Below are 21988 nucleotides of genomic sequence, written 5' to 3' on the forward strand. Positions count from 1 at the left end.
CACCAAGCGGCGGTTTAGAAACGGTAGCCAATACCGGCCATGACCACCACCGGGTCGATCTCGACGCTGCCCGCGGCGCTTCCTGCAACGGTTGCGTCGCTGTCGATATCCAGATACCAGACCGCGGCGTTCAGCGACCAGTGGTCGTCGACCAGCAGGTCGATGCCTGCCTGACCCGCCGCGCCCCAGGTGTTGTCCAGGTCCAGGCTAACGCCGTCGATATCGACCTGCTCACTGGAGAAACGGGTGTAGTTGACCCCGGCGCCTACGTAGGGCTGAACCGGTGACTCCGTGCCGCCCAGCGGGTAGTACTGAAGCGTCAGCGTCGGGGGCAGGTGCTTGGTAGAGGCGATGTTGTCGCCGTTCAAGCGGATATCATGCTTGAAGGGCAGCGCGGCGAGTAGCTCCACGCCAAACTTGTCGTGAAAGCGATACCCCAGGGTGAAAGCGAAATCTGACTTGTCTTCGACATCGACCTTGAGATCGCCAAGGGCGGTGTCCAGCGTACCGTTGCCGCTTTTGGGCGATACTTTGGCGATACCGGCGCGGGTGAAGAAGTCACCCTGGCCATAAGCGAAAGCCTGACCGCTGGCGGCGAAAGTGGCCGCCGCGAGGCCAGCGGTGACGAGAGTAGTAAAAGTGAGACGACCCATGGCGCTGCTCCTTGTGGATAACGTGACGCTCGGCTTTGAGAAAGTAACCTTGAAACCGTTAGCAGAGCGTATCGCGTTGGCGCGGGCGGGTTTTTGACTCAGCGCAAGAGTATTGAAAACGCGCATAAAAAAGGCCACCCGAAGGTGGCCTTGGAACGATCAGGCAACGTTTACCGGTCGATATGACGGTATTCACCGGCATCCGCGGTCATGCTGCTCACCACCATGATGGCGATGAACGAGGCAATGAAGCCGGGAATGATCTCGTAAATGCCGGGACCACCCAAAAATTCGCCGTTAAAGCCCAGGCTGATCCAGAGCATGACGGTGAGCGCACCGACCACCATGCCGGCAATGGCACCGGCGCCGTTGGTGCGCGACCACATCAGCGAAAGCAAAATCAACGGGCCGAACGCCGCGCCGAAACCGGCCCAGGCGTTACTGACGAGCCCCAACACCTGGGATTCCGGATTGGAGGCGATGATGGCGGCTACGATCCCCACCAGGGCCACGCTTATACGGCCCACGGTGACGGTCTGCTTCTCCGAGGCGTTGCGGTTCAAAAACAGCCGGTAGAAGTCCTCGGTCAGCGACGACGAGGCGACCAGCAGCTGGCTGGAGATGGTACTCATCACCGCCGCCAATAGCGCGGCATACAAAAAGCCGGTAATCAGCGGGTGGAACAAAAGCTCCGAGAGGATGATGAAGATCGTCTCGGGGTTTTCGACCTCCAGGCCATTACGGATCGCGAAGGCGCGGCCGAAAATACCCAGTGAAACGGCCCCGATCATGGAGACCAGCATCCAGCTCATGCCGATATTGCGCGCGATGGGCACGTCCTTGAGGCTGCGAATCGCCATGAAGCGTACGATGATGTGCGGCTGACCGAAGTAGCCAAGCCCCCAGGTCACCGCCGAAAGCCAACCAATGAAGGTCAGACCGTCGGTCCAGGAGAGCAAAGTGGGGTCCACCTCGTTCAGGGTTTGCGAGGCCTGGGTGAAGCCGCCGCCGCCTTCGCCGAAAAGTACCACCGCCGGCATGATGATCAGTGCCAGCATCATGATGCAGCCCTGAACGAAGTCGGTCAGGCTGACCGCCAAAAAGCCGCCGACCACGGTATAGACCAGCACCACGCCGAGGGTAATAATGATGCCGGTGCCGTAGTCGCTGAACCCGCCAAACTCGATGACTCCAGCGAAAGCGCTTTCGAAAAGCCGCCCGCCCGCGACCAAACCGGACGCCGTGTACACCGCAAAGAAGATCACGATGACGATGGCCGACACGGTTCTTAGCGACAATGCCCGGGTGGGAAAGCGGTTGGCCAGAAAGGCCGGAATGGTAATGGCGTTGCCGTAATGCACCGTCTGTTCACGCAGGCGCGGGGCGACCAGCAGCCAGTTGAAAAAGGCCCCGACTAGCAGGCCGATACCGATCCAGGCCGACGCCAACCCGGACACGAACATGGCCCCGGGCAGGCCCAACAGTAGCCAGCCGCTCATGTCCGAGGCGCCGGCGGAAAGGGCGGCCACCTTGGGACTCAAGGTTCGCCCGCCCAGTACGTAATCCTCCGAGGTGGAGGTCGAGGTGCGCATGGCATAGACCCCTATGCCGACCATCAGCGCAAAGTACGCGAAAAGACTGATCCAAACGCCAGTATCCATAGAATTTCCCCTGTTGATCCAATCGGAAGGCTCCGACACTGCTCGTTATTGTTAGCAACACGTTGATGTAAGTTGACGTCACCCCCCCCAAAAAAAAGAGGGGGGATGAGCGCCAGGGTTTCGAGCCCGTCGTTCGAAGAAGCCGGGTGCTTATTCGTCGCCCAGGGCGAGCAGCGAGGCGTTGCCGCCCAGTGCCGCCGTGTTGTTGGTCACGGTTTTTTCCGTCACGAAGCGCTGCAGGTAGTGTGGGCCACCTGCCTTGGGCCCGGTGCCGGAAAAACCCTGCCCGCCAAAGGGCTGTACGCCGACCACGGCGCCAATGATATTACGATTGATGTACACATTGCCCACCCGAATTTTCTTCGCGATCTCCGTGGCGAAGGATTCGTTACGGCTATGCACGCCAAAAGTGAGCCCGTAGCCCCGCGCGTTGATCGTCTCGATCACCTTGTCGATGTCCCGGGCCTTGTAGCGCACGATGTGCAGCACCGGGCCGAACTGCTCGCGGGTGAGCGCATCGATGCTGTCGATGACGAAGGCGACCGGCGCCACGAAGGTGCCGTGTTGCGTGTGCTCGGCGGCCATGGGCGTCTCGGCGACCAGGCGATTTTCGTCTTTGAGCTTCTGGATGTGTTCCATCAAGCCGCTACGGGCGTCCTCATCGATCACCGGGCCAACATCAGTACCCAGCTCCCGCGGGTCGCCTATCCTTAGCTCGCTCATCGCGCCCTTGAGAATCTCGATCACCCGGTCGGCGACATCGTCTTGCAGGTAGAGCACTCTCAGCGCCGAACAGCGCTGGCCGGCGCTTTGAAAGGCCGACTGGATCACATCGACCACGACCTGCTCGGGCAGGGCGGTGGAATCCACGATCATCGCGTTCAGCCCGCCGGTTTCGGCAATCAGGGTCGGCAGCGGGGCGTTTTCCCGCGCGGCCAGAGAGCGGTTGATCGACTGCGCGGTGTCCGTGCCGCCGGTAAACACCACGCCGGTCACGCGCGGGTCCGAGGTCAGCACGCTGCCCACGGTAGGGCCGTCGCCGGGCAGCAGTTGGACCACATCGCGAGGCATGCCGGCTTCATAAAGCAGCTCGATCACGCGGTGGGCGATAATCGAGGTCTGCTCGGCGGGCTTGGCCAATACCGTGTTGCCCGCCACGGCTGTGGCGACGATCTGGCCGCAGAAGATCGCCACCGGGAAGTTCCAGGGGCTGATAGCGGCGAATACGCCCTTACCGCCCATGATCAAACGGTTGGATTCGCCGGTCGGCCCGGGCAGTTCGATCACATCGCCAAACGACTCTTCGGCACGCATCGCGTAGTAGCGGCAGAAGTCCACCGCCTCCTTGATCTCGTCGACGCCGTCGGTTAGAAGCTTGCCGCCCTCACGGCAACAAAGCGTCATGAGCTCCGGCATGTGCGCTTCCATGAGATCCGCCAGGCGGCGCAGAATCGCGGCGCGCTCGGCCACCGGCGTGTCATCCCAGCGGGGGAAGGCCGCCCAGGCGGCGTCGAGCGCTTTCGTGGCCTGTTCGCTAGTGGTCCACTGAACCGTGCCCACGCTCAGGTTGTGATCAAACGGCGCGGCGACCTTGTGCGTATTGGCCGCGTCGTCTTCGATGTCGAAGGCCAGCAGCGGCTTGACCGGGTACTGGGTCTCCATAAAGGCGGCCATGTTCTCCATCAGCGGTTCGAAATGGCTGCGGATATTCAGGTTCACGCCCCGAGAGTTCTTGCGCTTGGGCCCGTAAATGTCCCGCGGCGCGGGAATACGCGTATTGGTCAGGGTGTTGTACTGCTTCAGCGTTTCGACCGGGTGCTGGCAAAGCCACTCCACCGGCACGTCCGGGTCGACCAATTGGTGAACGAAGGACGAGTTGGCGCCGTTTTCGAGCAGGCGGCGCACAAGGTAGGGGAGCAAGTCCTTGTGTGCGCCGACCGGCGCGTAGATGCGACAGTAAGTGCCCTCGGGGGCGCGCTTCAAGGCGGCCTCGTAAAGGGCCTCGCCCATGCCGTGCAGGCGCTGGAATTCGAAGGGTCGGCTGGCGCTGTTGGCAAGCTCGACGATGGTGGTCACGGTATGCGCGTTATGGGTGGCGAACTGCGGGAAAATGCGCCCGCGAGTGTCCTCGGAAAGCAGGAACTGCGCGCAGGCCAGATACGCCACGTCGGTACATGCCTTGCGGGTATACACCGGGTAGCCGTCTACGCCGAGCTGCTGGGACTCCTTGATTTCGCTGTCCCAATAGGCGCCCTTGACCAGGCGAAGCGGAATCTCGTCGCCTTGCTGGTCGGCCAGCCGGTTGATGTAGTAAAGCACCGGCAGCGCGCGCTTGGAGTAAGCCTGCACCACCAGGCCGAAGTGGCCCCAGCCCTTGGCGGCGCTGCTCTCGAATACGGCGCGGAAAACCTCGAGTGAAAGCTCGAGACGGTCGACCTCTTCGGCATCGATGGTCACCGCGACGTCCAGCTCCCGGGCCCGTGTGACGAGCGCGATGACGCTATCGACGAGCTCGGCGAGCACCTGCTCGCGGCGGCCGAATTCGTAGCGGGGGTGAAGGGCGGAAAGCTTGATCGAGACCGATGGCTTGGGCGTGCGCTCGTTCAAACGCTGTGACGTCTTGCCGACCTGCTCGATGGCTTTGGCGTAGTCGTCGAAGTAGCGCTTGGCGTCGTCACGGGTGCGCGCCGCCTCGCCCAGCATGTCGTAGGAGTAGGTGTAGCCCTTGTTGAAAAGCGGCTTCGAGCGCTTGAGCGCCTCGTCGATATCACGCCCCAACACGAACTGCTTGCCCATGATCTTCATCGCCTCGAACATGGCGCGGCGAATCACCGGCTCGCCCATCCGATTGACCATGCGGTTGATGAAGTTTGCGGGTTGGCCTTCGCGCGGCTCGTCGAGCTTGAGCACCCGGCCGGTCATCAAAAGGCCCCAGGTGGAGGCGTTGACCATCCAGGATTCGCTTTTGCCGACGTGGGACTGCCAGTCCGCCGGGCCCAGTTTGTCTTCGATCAGCGCGTCCGCCGTCGCTTTATCGGGGATGCGCAGCATCGCCTCGGCCAGGCACATCAGCATCAGGCCTTCGTGGGTGTCCAGGCTGTACTGCTGCAAAAGCTCGTCGATGGTATCGACGGCGGTATCCATCTTGCGCACGTCGCGCACAAGCTCGGCGGTCTTTTCGCCAATGCGGTCGAAGTCCTCGCGCCCGGCGTCGAGCACCTTGATCAGTTCAGCCACGTAGGCGTCTTCATCGACGATATAGTGGTCGCTGACGGTTTTCAAAAGCGCATCGAGATCGGTTTGCCAGACGTTGGAGTCGCGCATTTTTTTGGCGTTGAGCATTGTGGCCCCCGTGTTCCAAGAGAACGAAAGATGGCACGGCGCGTGCCTGATAGCGCTCGAATGTAGAGCGCCTAACGAATGGGTGTATGTCGGTATCGCGGTAAAACGTGTCAATTTCGCGGTAAGCGCGGCTTTTTGTCACTTTCCACACGTTACTTAAAGGTGAACTCGCCCGGTGCCGCCTCGATCCCCCGCGGCGGTGTCGAACCCTAGCGCGTTTTCACGCACCTGCCTGAACGCGCGGGGTGATTGCCCGTAGCGGCGCCGGAAGGCGTGAGAGAGCGCGCTTTGGTTGGCAAAGCCGGTTTGCACCGCGATATCGGTCAGCGGCAGGCGGCTTTGAGCAATCAGCTCGCGCGCCGCGCTCAGCCGCTTACGCCGCACGTACTGCCAGGGGGAAAGCCCGGTCTGGGCGCGAAAGCGCGAGGAGAAGTGCGCCTCGCTAAGGCAGGCCAGGCGGGCAAGATCCGCAACGCGCAGCTCGTCGGCCAGGCGGATGGCGATATAGCGGTCGATGGGTTCCAGGTCGAGCTGGCGCTTGGGCGAGGGCAGCGGCGAGGAGAGGCGTGCTTTCAAGGCGCCCAGCAGGGTCGCGGCTAGCCGGTCGGGCTGGTGGTCGGCGCCGCCGTGCTCGAAGCCCAGGCGCAGCTCGCTCTCGACGAAGCTCAGGTAGTGGCGCAGCGAGCCATCGAGGGCGAAAAAGCGCGGCGCATCGAAAAGCGCGATCAGCTCGCGATGCTCGCCGGTCAACGCCGGGGCGTTCTCCGGTAGATCGAAAATGAGCTGGCGGTTGTAGCCGTGGCCGGAATAGTAGTGCTCGTGGTTAGCCGGGACGATACAGCCGGAGAACGCGTTGACCCGGCCCCCCAGCCCTTCGATTTCGAAGTCCGATGCGCCGCACAGCGTAATCACGATCTGGTGGAAGTCGTGGGCGTGATGCTTGACCGCGCTCTCCAGAGGAATCTGGCGGATGGTGCTCAGCATGGGCGGCTCCTCTTAAAAGGCGCTTTGAACGCCTTACTGCTGGCGAAGCGCCGTGTGCGCAGCCAAATGGTCGCGCAGCGCTTTTAGCTCTTGCTGGCCGGCCTGGTTGAGTAGCGGCTTGCCCTGGGCGATTTGCCAGCGACGCCCGTATTGATCCATCAGCTGTGACGCCCGGCGGCGTACGCCGTCCAGGTACTCGTCGTGGCGAATCGGGTAGCCGATCATGGCGTTCCACTCGGTCTCGCTGACCTTGCTTTCGAGCGCCTTGTCAAAAAGGGCCAGCAGGTGCTTGGGCTCGGTGCGATAGCGCGGTGTGCTCGTCGTCATCAAAATGACCAGCACCGAGCCGATCACCAGTAGACAAACACCAAGCACCAGTAAATACAGCGCCATGTTGTGCTCCTTGCCCGCTCTATGCGTTTGGCTATTACCTGCCTAAAAGCAGAAAAAATAGCGAAAACGTCGTTCGATTGAGAACTTTTTGCCAATTTAGTGTCAGAGAATGTACAGGCAACACGCGATAGCAGTCGCTAGAAGTGTTGCACTGGCTTCTTTTTCGATCCCTTGCTTCCGCTGCCTTCTGGCAGCGGTTTTTTTTGGCTTGCCTATACTACTGATATTTCTACCGGGCTGCACTGAACGCGCGGCCCGGTTTGACTCTTGGGTCAGTGCCCGCATGATAAAGGGCCTCACGTACCACTATAGCGTTTAAGCGTTCAGGGTAAACCTGGGCGTTTAAACTCGAGGAGCCGTTTATGGATGCCCGCGAATATTTGAACCGTAAAGGCGTTGGCGCGGAGCGCGAGCCCGACCGGCCCAATACGCTCGAAGAAAAAGCCTGGGCCCGCGCCCGGGGTTCCGGCGACGCGCGGCCAAAATCCGGCACGCCCCACGACTGGGAAGACTGGGAGCGCTACCACGATGAGCTGGCTGACGACGCCGGTACCCTCGAGCAGAAAATCGATAAAGAGGCGCATCGCAAAGCACTCGAGCGCGAGCGCCGCCAGGCGCAGGAGCAAAACGACCCCGTCGAGCAGTTTAGCCCCGACGCCGCCTCTCAGCCGGCCCCGGTCGAGCACTTTACTCCCGATACGCCCCAGCCCGCTGCACAACCCGCGCCGGAGCAGCCGCCAAAGCCCAACAACCTGGCGGTCACCCCCCAGGCGGGCGAGCCCGCCGCGCTCAAGGCCGCTTACGCGGCGCTGGCGGTGTTGTTACCGCCGCTGGGCGTCGGGTTGACCGGGGCAGGGGGCAAGCGAGTATTCATTGCGCTGGTGCTGACGCTGTTGGGTTGGGTGCCTGGCGCCCTTTACGCGCTCGTGTGGGTGCTTCGCCGTTAACCTTGTTTTAGTTAAAGGTTTACCTTCGCGGGGATCTTCGTATAATCCAGTCAACTTTTAAATCCAAAGAGGTTGACTATGGGTTATCTGGTGGGGGTTACCGCGCTCTGGGCGTTTTCGTTTTCGCTGATCGGCGTTTATATCGCGGGGCAGGTGGATAACTACTTCGCGGTGCTGGTGCGCATTACGCTCGCGCTTTTAGTGTTCTTGCCGTTTTTACGCCCGGGGTTGTTGAAAAAGCGCGATATCGCCGCGCTTATGGCACTGGGGGCGGTTCAACTCGGTATCATGTACCTTTTCGTATACCACGCCTACCTGGTGCTGTCGGTGCCGGAGGTGGTGCTGTTCACCATCTTCACGCCGGTTTACATCGCGCTGCTCGACGATCTGATGTTCAAGCGCTTTACCCCGATCTATCTGGTCACCGCGGTACTCGCGGTCATCGGCGCGGCGGTGATCCGTTTCGACGGCGTGAACAGCGGCTTCTGGCTCGGCTTTCTGGTCGTGCAGGGGGCGAATCTCTGCTTCGCCATCGGTCAGGTGGGGTATCGTCGGCTGGCCGCGGGTTACGCCGATGATTTGGCCTGGCACAACGTGTTCGGCTGGTTCTTCGTCGGCGCGCTGATCATCGCGCTGCCCGCGTTCTTGCTGATGGGCGATGCCCAGGCGCTGCCCACTACGTCCACCCAGTGGGGCGTGCTGGCCCTGCTTGGGCTGCTCTCCTCGGGGGTGGGCTACTTCGCCTGGAACCAGGGCGCCACCCAGGTCGATGCGGGAACTCTGGCGGTAATGAACAACGTGCTGGTGCCCGCGGGGCTTTTGGTCAACGTGGTGATTTGGAACCGGGACGCGGACCTTGGTCGCCTGGCGCTCGGCGGATCGATCATCCTGGCCTCGCTTTGGCTCAACCAGTGGTGGCTCAAGCGCCGCCCGCGCAGCGTTTCCAGGCCTTTACTGCACCGTTAAGCGGCGGGCGGATTTGCCCGCGTGCCAGGGGAGCTTCATAATGGGCGACTGACAACAGTGAGAGCCGCCCATGCCCGCTACGCCACCCTCTACGTCCGCCACGCCCAGCACCGCGAGTGACCGGCCGTTCAAAACGATCGGCTTGATCGGTCGGCTGGGTAGCGACAAGGTCATCGACTCGCTCACCCGGCTGGTCGAGTACCTGACCGGCCACGACTATCATGTGCTGGTCGAAGACCGCACTGCGACCATGATCCCCTATCATGGCCAGCCCGAAACCAGCCGCCGAATGCTCGGCGAGCTTTGCGATCTGGTGATCGTGGTGGGCGGCGACGGCAGTCTTCTTGGCGCGGCGCGTACGCTTTGCCAAAGCGGCACGCTTATCCTGGGCGTCAACCGCGGGCGGCTGGGGTTTTTGACCGATATCTCACCGGATGAACTCGAGACCCGAGTGGGGGAAGTACTGGCGGGGGAGTTCGAGGTCGAACAGCGCTTTTTACTCGACGCCGTGCTTTATCGCGACGGCGTAGCGGTAGGGCATGGCGATGCGCTCAACGAGGTAGTGGTGCACCCGGGTAAAGCGGTGCGCATGATCGAGTTCGAGCTTTTCGTCGACGGCCAGTTCGTCTATAGCCAACGAAGCGATGGACTGATCGTCGCCACACCCACCGGCTCGACCGCCTACGCGCTCTCCGGGGGTGGGCCGATCATGCATCCCAAGCTCGATGTCATCACCCTGGTGCCCATGTTTCCCCATACGCTTTCCAGCCGGCCGATCGTGATCGACGCGGCCAGTGAAATCCGTATTCATATCGGCGAAACCAACCACTCCTACCCGCACGTCAGCTGCGACGGCCAGACCCGCGCGGTGGCCAAGGCCGGCGACGTATTAGTGATTACCCGCAAGCCTGCTCGCGTCCAGCTGGTTCATCCGCTAGGGCACAACTACTACGACATTCTGCGCAGCAAGCTGGGCTGGAGCCACCGGCTGGGGGATTGATGAGTAACGGTTTTGATTTGATCGGCGACGTACACGGCTGCGGCGCTACGCTGGCCGCGCTGCTCGAAAAGCTTGGCTATAAAAAGCGCGAGGGTGTTTATTGCCACCCCACGCGCAAGGTGATCTTTCTGGGCGACCTGATCGACCGGGGCCCGCGCATCCGCTTGGCCGTGCAGATCGCGCGGCGCATGGTCGACGAGGGCCAGGCGTACATCGTAATGGGCAATCACGAACATCACGCCCTGGCCTACACGCAACCGGCGCCGGAAGGCAGCGGCCGGCGCTGGCTCAGAGAGCACTCGCCGCGCCACAACCGCATCATCGCCGACACCCTGGATCAGTACCGCGACCATACCAATGAATGGGAAGATACGCTCGCCTGGTTCAAGACCCTGCCGCTGTTTTTGGAAATGGACGGCTTTCGCGTGGTTCACGCCTGCTGGGATGCGCCGTTGATCGAGGCACTCAAGGCGCGCTCGCCCAACGCCTGCCTGGATGATCGAATGCTCGAGGAGTCCGCGGACCCCTCCACCGAGGCGTTTCAGATCGTCGACCGGCTGACCCGCGGACCGAATATTTCCCTGCCCGAAGGGGTCGCCATTCACTCCGGCGACGGCTTCACGCGCAAGAATTTTCGCGCCCACTTCTGGGCGGCCGACCCCCAACAGTGGGGCGACGTCGTGTTCCAGCCGGACAACCTGCCGGACCACCTGGAGACCCGCCCGCTCAGCGAGCAAGAGCACGCGGGGTTGAGCTATTACGGCCCGGACGAGCCGGTGCTGTTTATCGGCCACTACTGGTGCGAGGGCATTCCGGCGCTGCCGGCGCGCAATATCGCCTGCCTGGACTACAGCGCCGTAAAGTACGGGCGGTTAGTGGCCTACCGGTTCGATGGCGAGCGGGAATTAAGCGCCGACCGCTTCGTATGGGTGGACGTCGACCGGGAAGAGAACCGCCCCGTTTTAATGCGTTAGGCGCCGCTTTTTAATTCACGTTATTCACGGATACATAGAGAAACATCTTTTTTTGAAAAAATTGCTGAACTAACCCCGCTGCCGGCTATCAGAGTAAGTGTTCCCTTGAATGATCCCTTGCTTTAAGCCGGCGGCCCCCTCCGCCGGTTTTTTTATGCCTGTATAAAAGTCACCGCGCAGAGCAGACAGCCCCAATCGACCGTTTCACCCCGAGGGAGGTGTTATGCACCCTGTTATGCTGTTACCCGCTGGCACCGATACCCGCGAGCTGCGCAAAGCGCTTTGGCACTACCGCATTGGCCACCGGATCACCGAAGAGGCCGACGGCCTGGCGCTTTGGGTGGCCGACCCCCGCCAAAAAGACGAGCTGACCGCGCTTGTGCGCCGCTGGCAGCAGGGCGAACCCCTGGTGGTCGGGCCGCGCCCCCAAAGTGGCCAGGCCACCCAGGGCTTGAACCTTTTGCGCCGGCTGCCCGTTACCGCCCTCATCATCGGGCTAAGCCTGCTGGTGTTTCTACTGATGAACACCCTGGGTGATGGGGTACTGACCGGGCTCACCATCGTGCCCGTGGGCGTGGTCAATAACGCCCTGGTGGCCTCGGGGCTTGGCGAGACGTTGGCCGCCGGCCAGTTATGGCGGCTTTTGACCCCGGTGTTTTTGCACTTCAGCCTGATGCATCTAATTTTCAACTTGATGTGGGTATGGTACTTCGGCCGCCAGGTCGAGCTTTTACAGGGCAGCAAAACCATGCTGGTGCTGCTTTTAGTGGCGGGTGTCGGCTCGAACCTGGCCCAGTACGCCACCGGCACGGCGCTTTTTGGCGGCATGTCCGGCGTGGTGTACGCGCTGCTGGGCCACGTCTGGCTACTCTCGCGCAAACGCCCGCAAAGCGGTTTTTTCGTGCCCCACATGCTGGTCGTGTTCATGCTCGGCTGGATGGTGTTCACCATGACCTCGTTTGCCGGCTATTTGGGCTTTGGCAACGTGGCCAATGAAGCGCACCTGGGCGGGCTACTCGTGGGGCTGGCGACAGGCTGGTACTATTGCGCCAAACGCCCCAAATCGATGCGTTAACGTTTACCAAGACTGGAGCCCTTTATGAGTGATATGAGCTTTGAGCGCATGATCGGTCAGATGACCCCGAGCATTTATGAAAGCCTGAAGCAGGCGGTGGCGCTGCGTAAATGGCCGGACGGGCGCTTTCTAACCGCCGAGCAGACCGAGCTCTGTCTGGAGGCGGTGATTCGCTTCGAGATCGAGAACAACGTACCGGAAGAGAATCGGGTGGGCTATCTGGAGCGGCGCACCTGCGGGGCCGGGGCAACCGGCGCCGGCGTTTCACCGGAAATGGCGGGCCTTGGCCGGGACGCTTCGAGTGACTGATCTGCTGGCCACCGAAGTACCCGGTATGGGCGGCAACCTCGTCAAAATGGCCGCCACGCTGTCGCCGGAACACCGCGTGGAATACCAGCTACGCGCCGGCGGCCAGCATCTAGCGCTCAACGCGTATATTGGTAAGCACTTGCGCCTCACCTGGCAGGGCCAAATCGACTGCACCCACTGCGGGCGCAAAACCAACAAGAGCTTCGCCCAGGGCTACTGCTATCCGTGCTTCAAACGCCTGGCGCAGTGCGATACCTGCATCATGAAGCCGGAGACCTGCCACTACTTCCAGGGCACCTGCCGGGAGCCCGAGTGGGGCGAGGCGCACTGCTTCACCCCACATATCGTGTATTTGGCCAACTCCTCCGGGCTCAAGGTGGGGATCACCCGCAAGACTAATATGCCGACTCGCTGGATCGACCAGGGGGCGATTCAGGCGTTGCCCATTTTGGAAGTCGCCACCCGCCAGCAGTCCGGGCTGGTGGAAGTGCTTTTCAAGGAGCACGTCTCGGATCGCACCAACTGGCGCGCCATGCTCAAGGGCGAGGTTGCCGAGCTCAATCTTTTGCATGAGCGCGACCGGCTTTTCGAGGCCGTCGAAGAGGGCTTGGCCGCGCTACGCGCGGAATATGGCGATGAGGCGATCAAGGCCCTCGACGAAACCCCGCTGGATATTCACTACCCGGTCGACGTTTTTCCGCAAAAAATCGCCTCGCACAACCTCGACAAGACCCCGGTGGTCGAAGGCGTGCTTCACGGCGTCAAAGGTCAGTACCTGATACTCGACACCGGCGTAATTAATTTACGCAAATTCACGGGTTACCGCGTCAGCGTTGACTGGCCAGGCTAGCCAGCTCGCCAGGAGTTGGCTAAGGTAAGGGGAGTCTTCACGTGCCCGACCGGCCCTTGAGAGGCGGGGGGCGTGAACGCTGGTAGCGACGTCACCGTCAGGGTGAAGCGCTTTGCTGGCTTGGCCCTTTTTAGGGACCCGGTTCATTTCCAACGTTTGCGTGCTTTTGTATTCAAAAGCGCTTTTTTGCATTGCAAGGACGCCGTGATGCCCTGGTTAAAACTCTTACACATTGCTGCCTTGGTCATTTGGTGCGGCTCGCTTTTGTATCTTCCGGCGCTTCTCAACCAGGCACTGGTGCTGCGTAAAGATGCCGGGTTCGCCCAGGGCACGCCGCCAATGCCGCGCTTTTTCTATAACACCGTTGCCACCCCCGCGGCGCTTTTAGCGATCGGCTCGGGGACGCTGCTGTTTTTAGTGCACGGTTTGATGGGCGGCTGGCTGATCTTGAAGCTGGGCGCGGTGGTCATGATGGTTGCCGCCCACGGCGCCTTTGGCTGGCTGATTCTGCGCCTGGAGATGGGCGTTTACAGCGGCGTTAAAATGGCAACGCTGGCAGGGCTTTTGCTCAGCGTGCTGGGAATCGTGGGCGTACTGGGGTTCGTGCTGGCCAAGCCCCTGGCGTGGGGCTAGCCTTTCTGCGCGGCGGCCTGCATTAAGGGCCACACGGTGGTTTACTCTTCGACATCGACGCCCACGGCGTGTTCGTAAACGAGTTGCCCGCCGAGCCAGCCGGCAAGCGCAATCAAACCGCCGGTAACCAGCGACACCGCCAGCCCCCAAGGCAGAATGGCTTCCGGGGAGTTGAGGCGCAAAAGCCAGTTTAGCGAGGCAAGCGACAGCATCACGACCGCGACGATGGCGTGGCTCCAGCCGGTAATCAGGCGGCGGATACGCGCCACCGACACCAGGTCGATGATACCGGCAATCGAGGCGATCCAGCCGCCGAAGGCCCCCACACCGGCAAGCCAAAGGCCGGTACGCGCCCAGAAAGGATCGCCGGTATACCAGTAAGCCAGATCATTGGCGACCAGCGCCATCAAGGCCGCCACCGGAAAATGGATCATGACAGGATGGAGCGGATGCCCGGCTAACGAGGCGCGGCTTCTTATCGAACGTTGAGGGGTGGATGCCATGGACACTTCCTGTGGGCAGACAAAGGGAATGAGTATATGAGGGAACGTAACGGCGCGACGCCCCAAGGACGTATTCAACGCGTATCCCGGCGGTGGGTCAACCTGGCCCCGTTAACGCTAGCGTTGGTAGCGCTATCATTGTTGACGGGCTGCGCCGGGGATCACTCCATTTTGAATCCTGCGGGCCCGGCGGCGCGGGATATTCTTTTGATCTGGTGGGTCATGCTCGGGTTCGCTACCGTCGTACTGGTGGCCGTGACCGCACTTTGGCTCTACACCTTTACCGCGCGGGACGTGACCCGCACCCCGGCCCAGGAGCGGCGTATCGGCCGGCGCTGGATCATCGGCGGTGGCATCATCCTGCCGGTAGTGACGGTCATCGCGCTTTTGATGTTTGGCGTACCGACCGGCAAGCGGCTTTTGCCGCTGCCGCTGGACGAGCCGCCGGAAGTCATCGAAGTAGTGGGGCACCAGTGGTGGTGGGAAGTGCGCTACCCAGGCGCCGAGGGCGGCGAAGTCGTGACCTCCAATCAATTGGTCATGCCCGCCGGCGAGCCGGTGGATTTTCACGTGACCGCCGCGGATGTCATCCACGGCTTCTGGATTCCCAGACTTGGCGGCAAGATCGATATGCTCCCGGGCCGGGTCAACCGTATCCGCCTGGAGGCCGACGAGCCGGGCGTGTTCGGCGCGCAGTGCGCCGAGCTTTGCGGTGTGGGCCATGCTCATATGCATCTTCACGTCGAAGCGCTGCCCCGGGACGAGTACGAGGCTTGGCTTGCGGCGCGCCAGGAAGAAGCACTGGCCGAGCTTGCTGTCAGTGACGCCGCTTTCGCCGAGGCCCGGGAAAACTTCACTACTTTCTGCTCGAGCTGCCACCAGGTGGCGGGCATGAGCGTGAGTAATATCGGGCCCAACCTTTCTGACCTGGGCGGTCGAGCAATGCTCGGCGCCGGCGCCATGGCGATGGAAGAGGGCGCGGTCTATCAGTGGCTGAGAAATCACCAAACGTTAAAGCCTGGAAACAAGATGCCGCGACACGACGATCTGGATAACGACACGCTCGAAGACCTGGGTGCCTGGCTGGAGACTTTAACCCCATGACAACGATTAATCGTCAAGCGACGCCTCAGGACCCGCAAGACCCTCGCTCGCTGCACGAGGACCTGCACGAGATTTGGGGTAATCCTCGGGGCATCAAGGCGTTGACCATCGTCAACCACACCACCCTGGGTCTGCGTTTCATGATCACGGGTATGGCGTTTTTCCTGCTCGGCGGCATTTTGTCGATGCTGATACGCACGCAGCTCGCCACGCCCGACCAGAACTTCATGACGCCGGATATCTACAGCCAGGTCACCACCATGCACGGCACGGTGATGATGTTCCTGTTTGCGATTCCCGTGCTCGAGGGCCTGGCGATCTACATGATCCCCAAGATGATCGGCGCCCGGGACCTGGTATGCCCGCGGCTGACCTCGCTGGGTTATTTTTGCTATCTGTTCGGCGGCATCATCCTGGCCTCGAGCCTGGTGATCGAAATGGCCCCCGACGCCGGCTGGTTCATGTACACGCCGCTTTCGAGCAGTGAGTACTCGCCGGGGCTGGGGTCGGATTTCTGGCTTCTGGGCATTACGTTCGTCGAGATCTCGGCGCTTTCGGCCGGTGTCGAAATCGTCGTTTCGATTCTGCGCACCCGGACCCAAGGCATGGCGCTTCACAAGATGCCTCTGTTTGCCTGGTACATTCTGGCCATGGCGCTAATGATCGTGGTCGGTTTCCCGCCGCTGATTCTAGGCAGTATCCTGCTCGAGCTCGAACGCGCCGTGGGCATGCCGTTTTTCGAGGTGGCCGGCGGCGGCGACCCGCTTTTGTGGCAACACCTTTTCTGGCTTTTCGGCCATCCGGAGGTGTACATCATTTTCCTGCCCGCGGCCGGGATTATTTCGACCCTGATTCCGGTCTTCGCCGGCCGGCCGATCGTGGGCTACGGCTGGGTGGTGTTCGCGATCATCGTCACCGGCTTCATTAGTTTTGGCTTGTGGGTTCACCACATGTTCACGGTGGGAATACCCCAGCTCGCCCAGGCGTTTTTCTCGGCGGCGAGTATGCTGGTGGCGGTGCCCACCGCGATTCAGGTATTCGTCTGGTTGGCCACGCTGTGGCTGGGCAAACCCAAATTCAAGCTGCCCATGCTCTGGGTGTTGGGCTTTTTGATCATTTTCGTCTGCGGTGGTTTGACCGGGGTAATGCTCGCGCTGGTGCCGTTCAACTGGCAGGTGCACGATACCCACTTCGTGGTCGCGCACATGCACTACGTACTGGTCGGCGGCATGCTTTTCCCGCTGATGGCCGGGTTCTACTACTGGTTGCCGCTTTTCTCCGGGCGCATGCCGTCGGAAACCATCGGCCGCTGGGGCTTCTGGCTGACGTTCTTGGGCTTCAACGGCACCTTCCTGATCATGCACTGGACCGGGCTTTTGGGTATGCCGCGGCGTATCTATACCTACGAAGGGGGTAATGGCTGGGAGATCTTCAACCTGCTTTCTTCCGTGGCAAGCTTCGTGATGTCGGCGGGTATCGCCATGGTGCTGATTGATATCGCGCTGCACTTTCGTTTCGGCAAGCCCGCCAAGCACAACCCCTGGGGCGCCGATACGCTGGAGTGGGCCAATACGCTGCCGCCCAGCGCCTATAACTTCGTCAGCCTGCCCAACATCGAAACGCGCCACCCGCTTTGGGACAACCCGAACCTGCCGCAGACCATGGCGGAGGGCAAACACGGCCTGGCGATTGCCTCCCATGGGCGCCGCGAAATGTGGGGCAGCGACTCGATTACCGGCAAGGTGCGCGAAATCGTTCACCTGCCCGGTAACTCCTGGTGGCCGTTTCTCGCCGCGTTGGCGCTGGCCGTCGTGTGTATCAGTCTGCTAACGCGGGTATACGCGCTCGCCGCGGTGTTCGTGATCGTTGCCAGCGTGTTTTTGCTGCGCTGGGCCTGGGAGAACGGTGCCCATCCCAAGGCCGCCCCGGACGCGGAGGTCAACGAAGGCGATCCGCCGCTGCACTCGCGCACCATGAGCGGCCCGGGCGTTTGGGCCATGGCAACGTTTTCGATCGCCAATGGCTCGTTTTTCCTCTCTTATCTGTTTGGCTGGTTCTATCTATGGACCGTCTCGCCGGAGTGGCGCATGCCGGAGGTTTCGCCGCTTTCGCTGGTAGTACTGGTGGGCGCTGGGCTGGCGCTCACTTTGGGGGCCGGGGTGATGGAGAAGCTGGTTCGCGGGCTTCGCCGCCAGCGCGATAAGGGCTTGATGAGCGGTTTCTATTTAAGCGCGCTGCTGGGCGCGGTTCAGGTAGGGCTGATCATATGGTCACTGTTCACCGCCGGGCTTGCCCCGACCGAAACGAGCCACGATGCGATAATGCTGGTCGGGCTCGTTTACGCGCTGTTCCACGGTGGCCTGGCGATGATCTTGTCCGCCATGCAAGGGCTTCGCGTCCACTATGGTTACGTGGGCCGTCATGCGCCCTTCGAGCCCGCGGTGGTGGTGCAGCTCTGGCGCTACAACGTGGTGACGTTCTGGGTACTGGTCGGCGCACTTGGCGTGCTGCCCCGGGTCATTGGAGGCTAATTGAATGCAAACCGCTTTTCGACGACTTCACCTGACCCATCCCGCCCACCTGGTGGTTGGCTTGACGCTCTGGAGTATCTGGTTCGTCGCGGTGTATGGCGGCCTTTCGGTTGCCTGCGCCGTGGCGCCGCCGGCGCCGGACCAGGGGGCGATGACCGGGCTCAACCTGGGGCTGGGGCTTTTCAGCGTGCTGACCACACTTGCCCTGCTATGGCTGACCTGGGCGGGCTGGCAGGTGGGCAAAGAGCACACCGGGCGGCCGCGGTTTCACGCCCTGGTCTCCGCCGGGCTTTATCTGTTCTCCGCGTTCGGGGTGGTCTTTGCCGGCATGCCGATCATCGGCGTGCCGCCCTGCTTGTAAGCCTTGCTGGGCCATCGACACCATGAGCCGCGACCTACCCGGCGCTGAAACCACCGCGCTTTATAGCCTTCACGGCATGTGGTGCACCAGCTGTGCGCTGGCCGTCGAGGGGGTGCTAAAGCGCGCTACCGGTATCTCGGCGGCCAGCGTTCACTACCCAACAGCCACGGTGTGGGTAAAAGGCGAGGCGGGCGCCGCGGCGCTCTCGACACTGGCCCCGAAAGTCGCGCGCATCGGCTATCGGTTAAGCGAACTCGAGGCGGTGCAGGACGCCGCCGAGCGCCTCGAAAAAGAGAGCCGCTACCTAAGCCTTCGCCTGATGGTGGCGGCGGTATTCGGCATGTGGACGATGCTCGCCTCTATCCTGATCTACGCAGGCGCGGTGCCGGTGGGGCGGGTCGAAACCGTCATGGCCTGGGTCTCCGGCGCCTTTGCGCTGCCCGTGGTGTTTTATTCGGGGATCCCTTTCTACCGCGCGGGCTTTCGTACGCTGCTTGCAAGGCGCCCGGGCATGGACGTACTGGTAAGCCTGGGCGTGCTGGGCGCGGTGGCCGTGTCGGGCTGGCTTCTTTGGCGCGGCGCGATCGACGTGTACTTCGATACCGCCGTCATGCTGATCGCGCTTTTGCTGGTGGGGCGCCTTGCCGAAACCCTTTGCCGCCAGCGCGGGCTAAAGGCCTTCGACGCTCTGGCGCTTCCCGAAGGCGGCGTGACCCTTGACCGGGACGGCGGCCCCCAAACCTTTGCGCTCAACGAGGCGAGCCCCGGCGACACCCTGCTTTTAGCGCGCGGCGACACCTTGCTGTTGGACGCCACTTTAAAAGCGCCTGGCTGGTTCGATACCGCCACGCTCTCCGGGGAAAGCGTGCCGCGCTACTTTTACAGCGGCCAGCACGTGTACGCGGGTTATCGCTACCTGGCTGGTGGCGCTAAAGATCACACTATAGCGCTTTGCGTCACCGCCGCCGCCGGTGAGCGGCGCGTGGATCGTTTGTGCGAGCAAATGCGGCTTTTACAAACCCAAAAGGGCGAGCTTCATAAGCTCGCCGACCGTTTCGCCGCTTGGCTGAGCCCGGCGGCGCTGCTGCTTGCGCTGATGACCCTGCCAGCGGCGGCTATTCTGGGCGCCGGTTGGGAAGACGCGGTGGTCCGCGCGCTTTCGGTACTGGTCGTCGCTTGCCCCTGTGCGGTGGGGCTTGCCGTACCCCTGGCAACGCTTGCCGGCAGTGGCCAGGCCATGCAAAGCGGGGTTGCGATAAGAGACCCCGCCGCCTTCGAGGTGCTGGCTCAAGTGCGCGCTGTCGCTTTCGATAAAACCGGCACGCTCACGGCCAATAAGCATCGCGTGGTACACGTCGCCCTTCGTGAAGCCTCTTTTCCCCAGGATTTTTACTCAAAGCTGACCGCGAGCGCGCGCCAAAGCGAGCACCCGTTAAGCCTTGGGCTTTTACGCTGGGCAAGTGGGTTCGAACGTCAGGATACCGACCATGGCACCAGCGCGATTGCCCGTGTAGAAGAGTCCGCCGGCGCCGGGCGCACCGTCGAGTTCGAAAGCGGCGAGCACTGGCGGCTGGGCAGCGCCGCCTGGCTTGGCGAACAAGGCGTGGCGCTGGCGGACAGCGCCACCCATCCCGATTACGCCTTCGCCTCCCAGGTCGTACTGGCCGACCGGGCGGGCTGGTTGGCTACTTTTTACCTGGCCGACCCGGCGGTCGAAGACGCAAAAGAAAGCCTGGAGGAGTTGCATCGTCTGGGGTATCTGACCGCGCTGATCAGCGGCGACCGCCAGGGGGCGGTGGGCTGGCTGGGCAAGGAGGTGGGCTTCGCCCCGAACGCTTGCTACGCCCAGCGCTCGCCGGAGGCGAAAGCCCAGCTATTGGCCGGGCTCGCCTCACCGGTTGTTTACGTAGGCGACGGCGTCAACGATACGCTCAGCCTGGCCGCCGCCGGGGTAGGGGTCGCGCCCATGCAGGCAAGCGAGGCCGCCCGCGAGGGCGCCGCGGCCCAACTTTTGACGCCGGGCATCGGCGGGGTGGTGCGCCTGCTCGCCATTGCCAAACGCACTCGCCGGGTGATGCTTCAAAACCTGGCGTTCTCGGCGCTTTATAACACCCTGGCGCTAGGGCTGGTGGTTATCATGGCGATACCACCGTTGGCGGCGGTGCTTGCCATGGCGGCAAGCTCTTTAAGCGTCACGCTCAATGCCGCCCGCCTGGCCTGGGCCGAGCCCGAAGAGGCGCCGCCACCGTCGCCAGACGCTACAGGTAACCCAGCACCTGGCCCAGCCGCTCGGCATTCGCCTTGACCCAGCGCGCATCGATAGGGCCCCAGGTCTCGATCACGTAACGGCCGATATTGTGGCGCTCGCCCTCGAGGTTGTGAAACACGCAGCGAATATCCAGCTCGCCCAGGGATGCGATGGTGTCCTGGGCGGTACGCCGCGGCATGCCGGTGGCGCTGATCAGTTCGGGCACGCTGCCCGCGCCTTCGCTGATCAGGTGGGCGGTATACAGGCGGCGGTAAAAACTGAGCTGGGTCTTGCTGGGCGTGTCGGTCATGAAGGTCTGCCAGTGGAAGTCGCTGAAAAGATAAGGTGAATATACAGAGCATGCCTATAAAGCGCAGGAATATACAGCCCATGAGCATGGCTAGCCTACCGAGGGAGCGAACGTAACAGCATGACCCGTATTATATCTTTCGTTGAGGATCAGCTTCTTTGGTTGGTCGTGGTCGCCGCCGCCCTGGGCCTGTTGGTGCCCGAAACCGGGCTTTTACTCGAACCTGCTATCGGGGTCTTGCTGGCGCTTTTGATGTTTATCATCAGCCTGACCTTCGATGCCCACGACGTGCGAAAGGTGATGCGCAAACCCTCGCGGCCGTTATTGGCGCTAGGGCTCGTCTATGGGCCGATGTCGCTTGTCGGATGGCTGACCGGGCGGCTCTTTTTCGGAAGCGGCCCCCTGGCGGCGGGGCAGATGCTGCTGGGCACCTTGCCAACGGATGTGTCATCGCCGTTATTGGTGCTCATGGCGCGGGGTAACGTGGCGCTGGCGGCCGTGTTCAACGCCATTAATACCGCGCTTTCGCCGTTCATCGTGCCCGTTTTGTTTTTGTGGCTAACGGGCATTCAGTTAGAGGTTCCTCTAGGGGCGATCATCGTCGAGCTGGTGTTGATCGTTTTACTACCCACGGTATTAGGGGTCACCTTGCGCACGATGTTCACGGGCTTTTTAGCGCGTTTCGATGCCACCTATGCAGGCCTTGGCTCCAGCGTCTACCTGTTGATACTGCTGGCCGTGGTCGGGCCCAACGCCGAGACCATCATCGGTTACGGCGCGTACGCTTTCGTGATCGCGGGCGCGGCGCTTTGTCTGAACCTTTCGGGCTACCTGGTCGGCATGGCCTCGCGGCTGGTCACGCGTGACCGCAAGGAGATCATCACCTACCTGTTCACCGTCAGCAAAAAGGAATTCAGCATTGCCGCGGCGTTCGTGGCGGCCTCCGGTTTGCCCTCGGAAGTCGCGATTCCCGCTGCCTTCTTTGCGGTGATTCAGATGATCACCTCACCCATCGCGGCCAAAATACTGGCGCGGGACTGAAAACCTCTTCAAAAAGACGGGGAAATAATCAACTCAGAAGGACGCTGGTCACTTTATTGTCATTGGTTGTCGGTCATGCTGGGTAAAGCTTAGTCAGAGAGCG

At 61.9% G+C, this 21988-nt stretch carries 20 protein-coding genes; 13 read left to right on the forward strand and 7 right to left on the reverse strand.

The annotated features are described in order from the left end of the window. Positions 1-14 precede the first annotated feature (14 nt). The 5 genes from ACWHXT_RS06270 to ACWHXT_RS06290 form a co-directional block, all read right to left on the reverse strand. Positions 15-653, reverse strand: a complete 639-nt coding sequence (locus ACWHXT_RS06270; RefSeq protein WP_447957633.1) for an OmpW/AlkL family protein — start codon at positions 651-653, stop codon at positions 15-17. 170 nt (positions 654-823) lie between these two features. Continuing rightward, positions 824-2314, reverse strand: a complete 1491-nt coding sequence (putP, locus tag ACWHXT_RS06275) for a sodium/proline symporter PutP (protein ID WP_447928624.1) — start codon at positions 2312-2314, stop codon at positions 824-826. A gap of 150 nt (positions 2315-2464) precedes the next feature. Continuing rightward, positions 2465-5656 carry a bifunctional proline dehydrogenase/L-glutamate gamma-semialdehyde dehydrogenase PutA gene (putA, locus tag ACWHXT_RS06280; protein WP_447957634.1) on the reverse strand — a complete coding sequence of 1064 codons (3192 nt, stop codon included), beginning with the start codon at positions 5654-5656 and terminating at the stop codon, positions 2465-2467. Positions 5657-5812: 156 nt separating this feature from the next. Beyond that, entirely contained in the window at positions 5813-6640 is an 828-nt protein-coding gene (locus ACWHXT_RS06285; RefSeq protein ID WP_447957635.1) for a helix-turn-helix domain-containing protein, read from the reverse strand. A gap of 33 nt (positions 6641-6673) precedes the next feature. Continuing rightward, positions 6674-7033, reverse strand: coding sequence for a hypothetical protein (locus tag ACWHXT_RS06290; protein WP_447528365.1), 360 nt, complete (start codon positions 7031-7033; stop codon positions 6674-6676). A gap of 362 nt (positions 7034-7395) precedes the next feature. On the opposite strand from ACWHXT_RS06290, the gene ACWHXT_RS06295 reads away from it, so the two are divergent. From ACWHXT_RS06295 to ACWHXT_RS06330, 8 genes are all read left to right on the forward strand, one after another. Beyond that, positions 7396-7980 carry a YqaE/Pmp3 family membrane protein gene (locus ACWHXT_RS06295; protein ID WP_447957636.1) on the forward strand — a complete coding sequence of 195 codons (585 nt, stop codon included), beginning with the start codon at positions 7396-7398 and terminating at the stop codon, positions 7978-7980. A 78-nt stretch (positions 7981-8058) separates the two neighbouring features. Further along, a complete protein-coding gene (locus ACWHXT_RS06300; protein WP_447957637.1) occupies positions 8059-8946 on the forward strand; it encodes a carboxylate/amino acid/amine transporter in 888 nt (295 codons plus the stop codon). A gap of 70 nt (positions 8947-9016) precedes the next feature. Then, positions 9017-9946 (forward strand): NAD(+) kinase, encoded by a 930-nt coding sequence (locus ACWHXT_RS06305; RefSeq protein WP_447928628.1) that lies wholly within the window; start codon positions 9017-9019, stop codon positions 9944-9946. Beyond that, on the forward strand, positions 9946-10920 hold the full coding sequence (locus ACWHXT_RS06310; RefSeq protein WP_447957638.1) for a metallophosphoesterase: 975 nt from the start codon (positions 9946-9948) through the stop codon (positions 10918-10920). The genes ACWHXT_RS06305 and ACWHXT_RS06310 overlap by 1 nt, the downstream gene beginning before the upstream one ends. 223 nt (positions 10921-11143) lie before the next feature. Then, a complete protein-coding gene (locus ACWHXT_RS06315) occupies positions 11144-11995 on the forward strand; it encodes a rhomboid family intramembrane serine protease (RefSeq protein ID WP_447928630.1) in 852 nt (283 codons plus the stop codon). A 24-nt stretch (positions 11996-12019) separates the two neighbouring features. Further along, entirely contained in the window at positions 12020-12304 is a 285-nt protein-coding gene (locus ACWHXT_RS06320) for a YeaC family protein (protein WP_447957639.1), read from the forward strand. A 46-nt stretch (positions 12305-12350) separates the two neighbouring features. Further along, complete coding sequence (locus ACWHXT_RS06325) at positions 12351-13154, forward strand: DUF2797 domain-containing protein (RefSeq protein WP_447958013.1); 804 nt, start codon at positions 12351-12353, stop codon at positions 13152-13154. Between the two features lie 207 nt (positions 13155-13361). Next, the gene (locus ACWHXT_RS06330; RefSeq protein ID WP_447895649.1) at positions 13362-13787 is read left to right on the forward strand and encodes a CopD family protein; all 426 of its coding nucleotides are present in this window, start codon (positions 13362-13364) and stop codon (positions 13785-13787) included. A gap of 41 nt (positions 13788-13828) precedes the next feature. Here the strand turns inward: ACWHXT_RS06330 and ACWHXT_RS06335 are convergent, their stop codons facing one another. Next, positions 13829-14290: a DUF2231 domain-containing protein gene (locus ACWHXT_RS06335; RefSeq protein WP_447528373.1), complete on the reverse strand. Its 462-nt coding sequence runs from the start codon at positions 14288-14290 to the stop codon at positions 13829-13831. Between the two features lie 36 nt (positions 14291-14326). On the opposite strand from ACWHXT_RS06335, the gene coxB reads away from it, so the two are divergent. From coxB to ACWHXT_RS06355, 4 genes are read left to right on the forward strand one after another with little or no spacing between them, the layout of a single operon-like run. Continuing rightward, positions 14327-15394, forward strand: a complete 1068-nt coding sequence (gene coxB / locus ACWHXT_RS06340) for a cytochrome c oxidase subunit II (RefSeq protein WP_447528374.1) — start codon at positions 14327-14329, stop codon at positions 15392-15394. Next, positions 15391-17925 carry a cytochrome c oxidase subunit I gene (gene ctaD / locus ACWHXT_RS06345; RefSeq protein ID WP_447928632.1) on the forward strand — a complete coding sequence of 845 codons (2535 nt, stop codon included), beginning with the start codon at positions 15391-15393 and terminating at the stop codon, positions 17923-17925. Before coxB ends, ctaD begins: the two co-directional genes overlap by 4 nt. Before the next feature lie 4 nt (positions 17926-17929). After that, complete coding sequence (locus tag ACWHXT_RS06350) at positions 17930-18286, forward strand: hypothetical protein (protein ID WP_447895652.1); 357 nt, start codon at positions 17930-17932, stop codon at positions 18284-18286. Positions 18287-18308: 22 nt separating this feature from the next. Beyond that, a complete protein-coding gene (locus tag ACWHXT_RS06355; protein WP_447957640.1) occupies positions 18309-20591 on the forward strand; it encodes a heavy metal translocating P-type ATPase in 2283 nt (760 codons plus the stop codon). On the opposite strand, the gene ACWHXT_RS06360 is transcribed toward ACWHXT_RS06355, so the two are convergent. Continuing rightward, on the reverse strand, positions 20545-20844 hold the full coding sequence (locus ACWHXT_RS06360) for a helix-turn-helix domain-containing protein (RefSeq protein ID WP_447895654.1): 300 nt from the start codon (positions 20842-20844) through the stop codon (positions 20545-20547). The genes ACWHXT_RS06355 and ACWHXT_RS06360 overlap by 47 nt on opposite strands. A gap of 120 nt (positions 20845-20964) precedes the next feature. Here ACWHXT_RS06360 and ACWHXT_RS06365 point away from each other — a divergent pair, with 120 nt between their 5' ends. Continuing rightward, a complete protein-coding gene (locus ACWHXT_RS06365) occupies positions 20965-21885 on the forward strand; it encodes a bile acid:sodium symporter family protein (RefSeq protein WP_447957641.1) in 921 nt (306 codons plus the stop codon). The last annotated feature ends 103 nt before the right edge of the window (positions 21886-21988 follow it).

The sequence above is a fragment of the Vreelandella halophytica genome (assembly GCF_968193635.1).

Excerpts from the sequence above, each read along its gene's own strand:
- ACWHXT_RS06270 (WP_447957633.1), bottom strand. The coding sequence starts at position 653 with ATGGGTCGTCTCACTTTTACTACTCTCGTCACCGCTGGCCTCGCGGCG.
- putP (WP_447928624.1), bottom strand. The coding sequence starts at position 2,314 with ATGGATACTGGCGTTTGGATCAGTCTTTTCGCGTACTTTGCGCTGATG.
- putA (WP_447957634.1), bottom strand. The coding sequence starts at position 5,656 with ATGCTCAACGCCAAAAAAATGCGCGACTCCAACGTCTGGCAAACCGAT.
- ACWHXT_RS06285 (WP_447957635.1), bottom strand. The coding sequence starts at position 6,640 with ATGCTGAGCACCATCCGCCAGATTCCTCTGGAGAGCGCGGTCAAGCAT.
- ACWHXT_RS06290 (WP_447528365.1), bottom strand. The coding sequence starts at position 7,033 with ATGGCGCTGTATTTACTGGTGCTTGGTGTTTGTCTACTGGTGATCGGC.
- ACWHXT_RS06295 (WP_447957636.1), top strand. The coding sequence starts at position 7,396 with ATGGATGCCCGCGAATATTTGAACCGTAAAGGCGTTGGCGCGGAGCGC.
- ACWHXT_RS06300 (WP_447957637.1), top strand. The coding sequence starts at position 8,059 with ATGGGTTATCTGGTGGGGGTTACCGCGCTCTGGGCGTTTTCGTTTTCG.
- ACWHXT_RS06305 (WP_447928628.1), top strand. The coding sequence starts at position 9,017 with ATGCCCGCTACGCCACCCTCTACGTCCGCCACGCCCAGCACCGCGAGT.
- ACWHXT_RS06310 (WP_447957638.1), top strand. The coding sequence starts at position 9,946 with ATGAGTAACGGTTTTGATTTGATCGGCGACGTACACGGCTGCGGCGCT.
- ACWHXT_RS06315 (WP_447928630.1), top strand. The coding sequence starts at position 11,144 with ATGCACCCTGTTATGCTGTTACCCGCTGGCACCGATACCCGCGAGCTG.
- ACWHXT_RS06320 (WP_447957639.1), top strand. The coding sequence starts at position 12,020 with ATGAGTGATATGAGCTTTGAGCGCATGATCGGTCAGATGACCCCGAGC.
- ACWHXT_RS06325 (WP_447958013.1), top strand. The coding sequence starts at position 12,351 with ATGGCCGCCACGCTGTCGCCGGAACACCGCGTGGAATACCAGCTACGC.
- ACWHXT_RS06330 (WP_447895649.1), top strand. The coding sequence starts at position 13,362 with ATGCCCTGGTTAAAACTCTTACACATTGCTGCCTTGGTCATTTGGTGC.
- ACWHXT_RS06335 (WP_447528373.1), bottom strand. The coding sequence starts at position 14,290 with ATGGCATCCACCCCTCAACGTTCGATAAGAAGCCGCGCCTCGTTAGCC.
- coxB (WP_447528374.1), top strand. The coding sequence starts at position 14,327 with ATGAGGGAACGTAACGGCGCGACGCCCCAAGGACGTATTCAACGCGTA.
- ctaD (WP_447928632.1), top strand. The coding sequence starts at position 15,391 with ATGACAACGATTAATCGTCAAGCGACGCCTCAGGACCCGCAAGACCCT.
- ACWHXT_RS06350 (WP_447895652.1), top strand. The coding sequence starts at position 17,930 with ATGCAAACCGCTTTTCGACGACTTCACCTGACCCATCCCGCCCACCTG.
- ACWHXT_RS06355 (WP_447957640.1), top strand. The coding sequence starts at position 18,309 with ATGAGCCGCGACCTACCCGGCGCTGAAACCACCGCGCTTTATAGCCTT.
- ACWHXT_RS06360 (WP_447895654.1), bottom strand. The coding sequence starts at position 20,844 with ATGACCGACACGCCCAGCAAGACCCAGCTCAGTTTTTACCGCCGCCTG.
- ACWHXT_RS06365 (WP_447957641.1), top strand. The coding sequence starts at position 20,965 with ATGACCCGTATTATATCTTTCGTTGAGGATCAGCTTCTTTGGTTGGTC.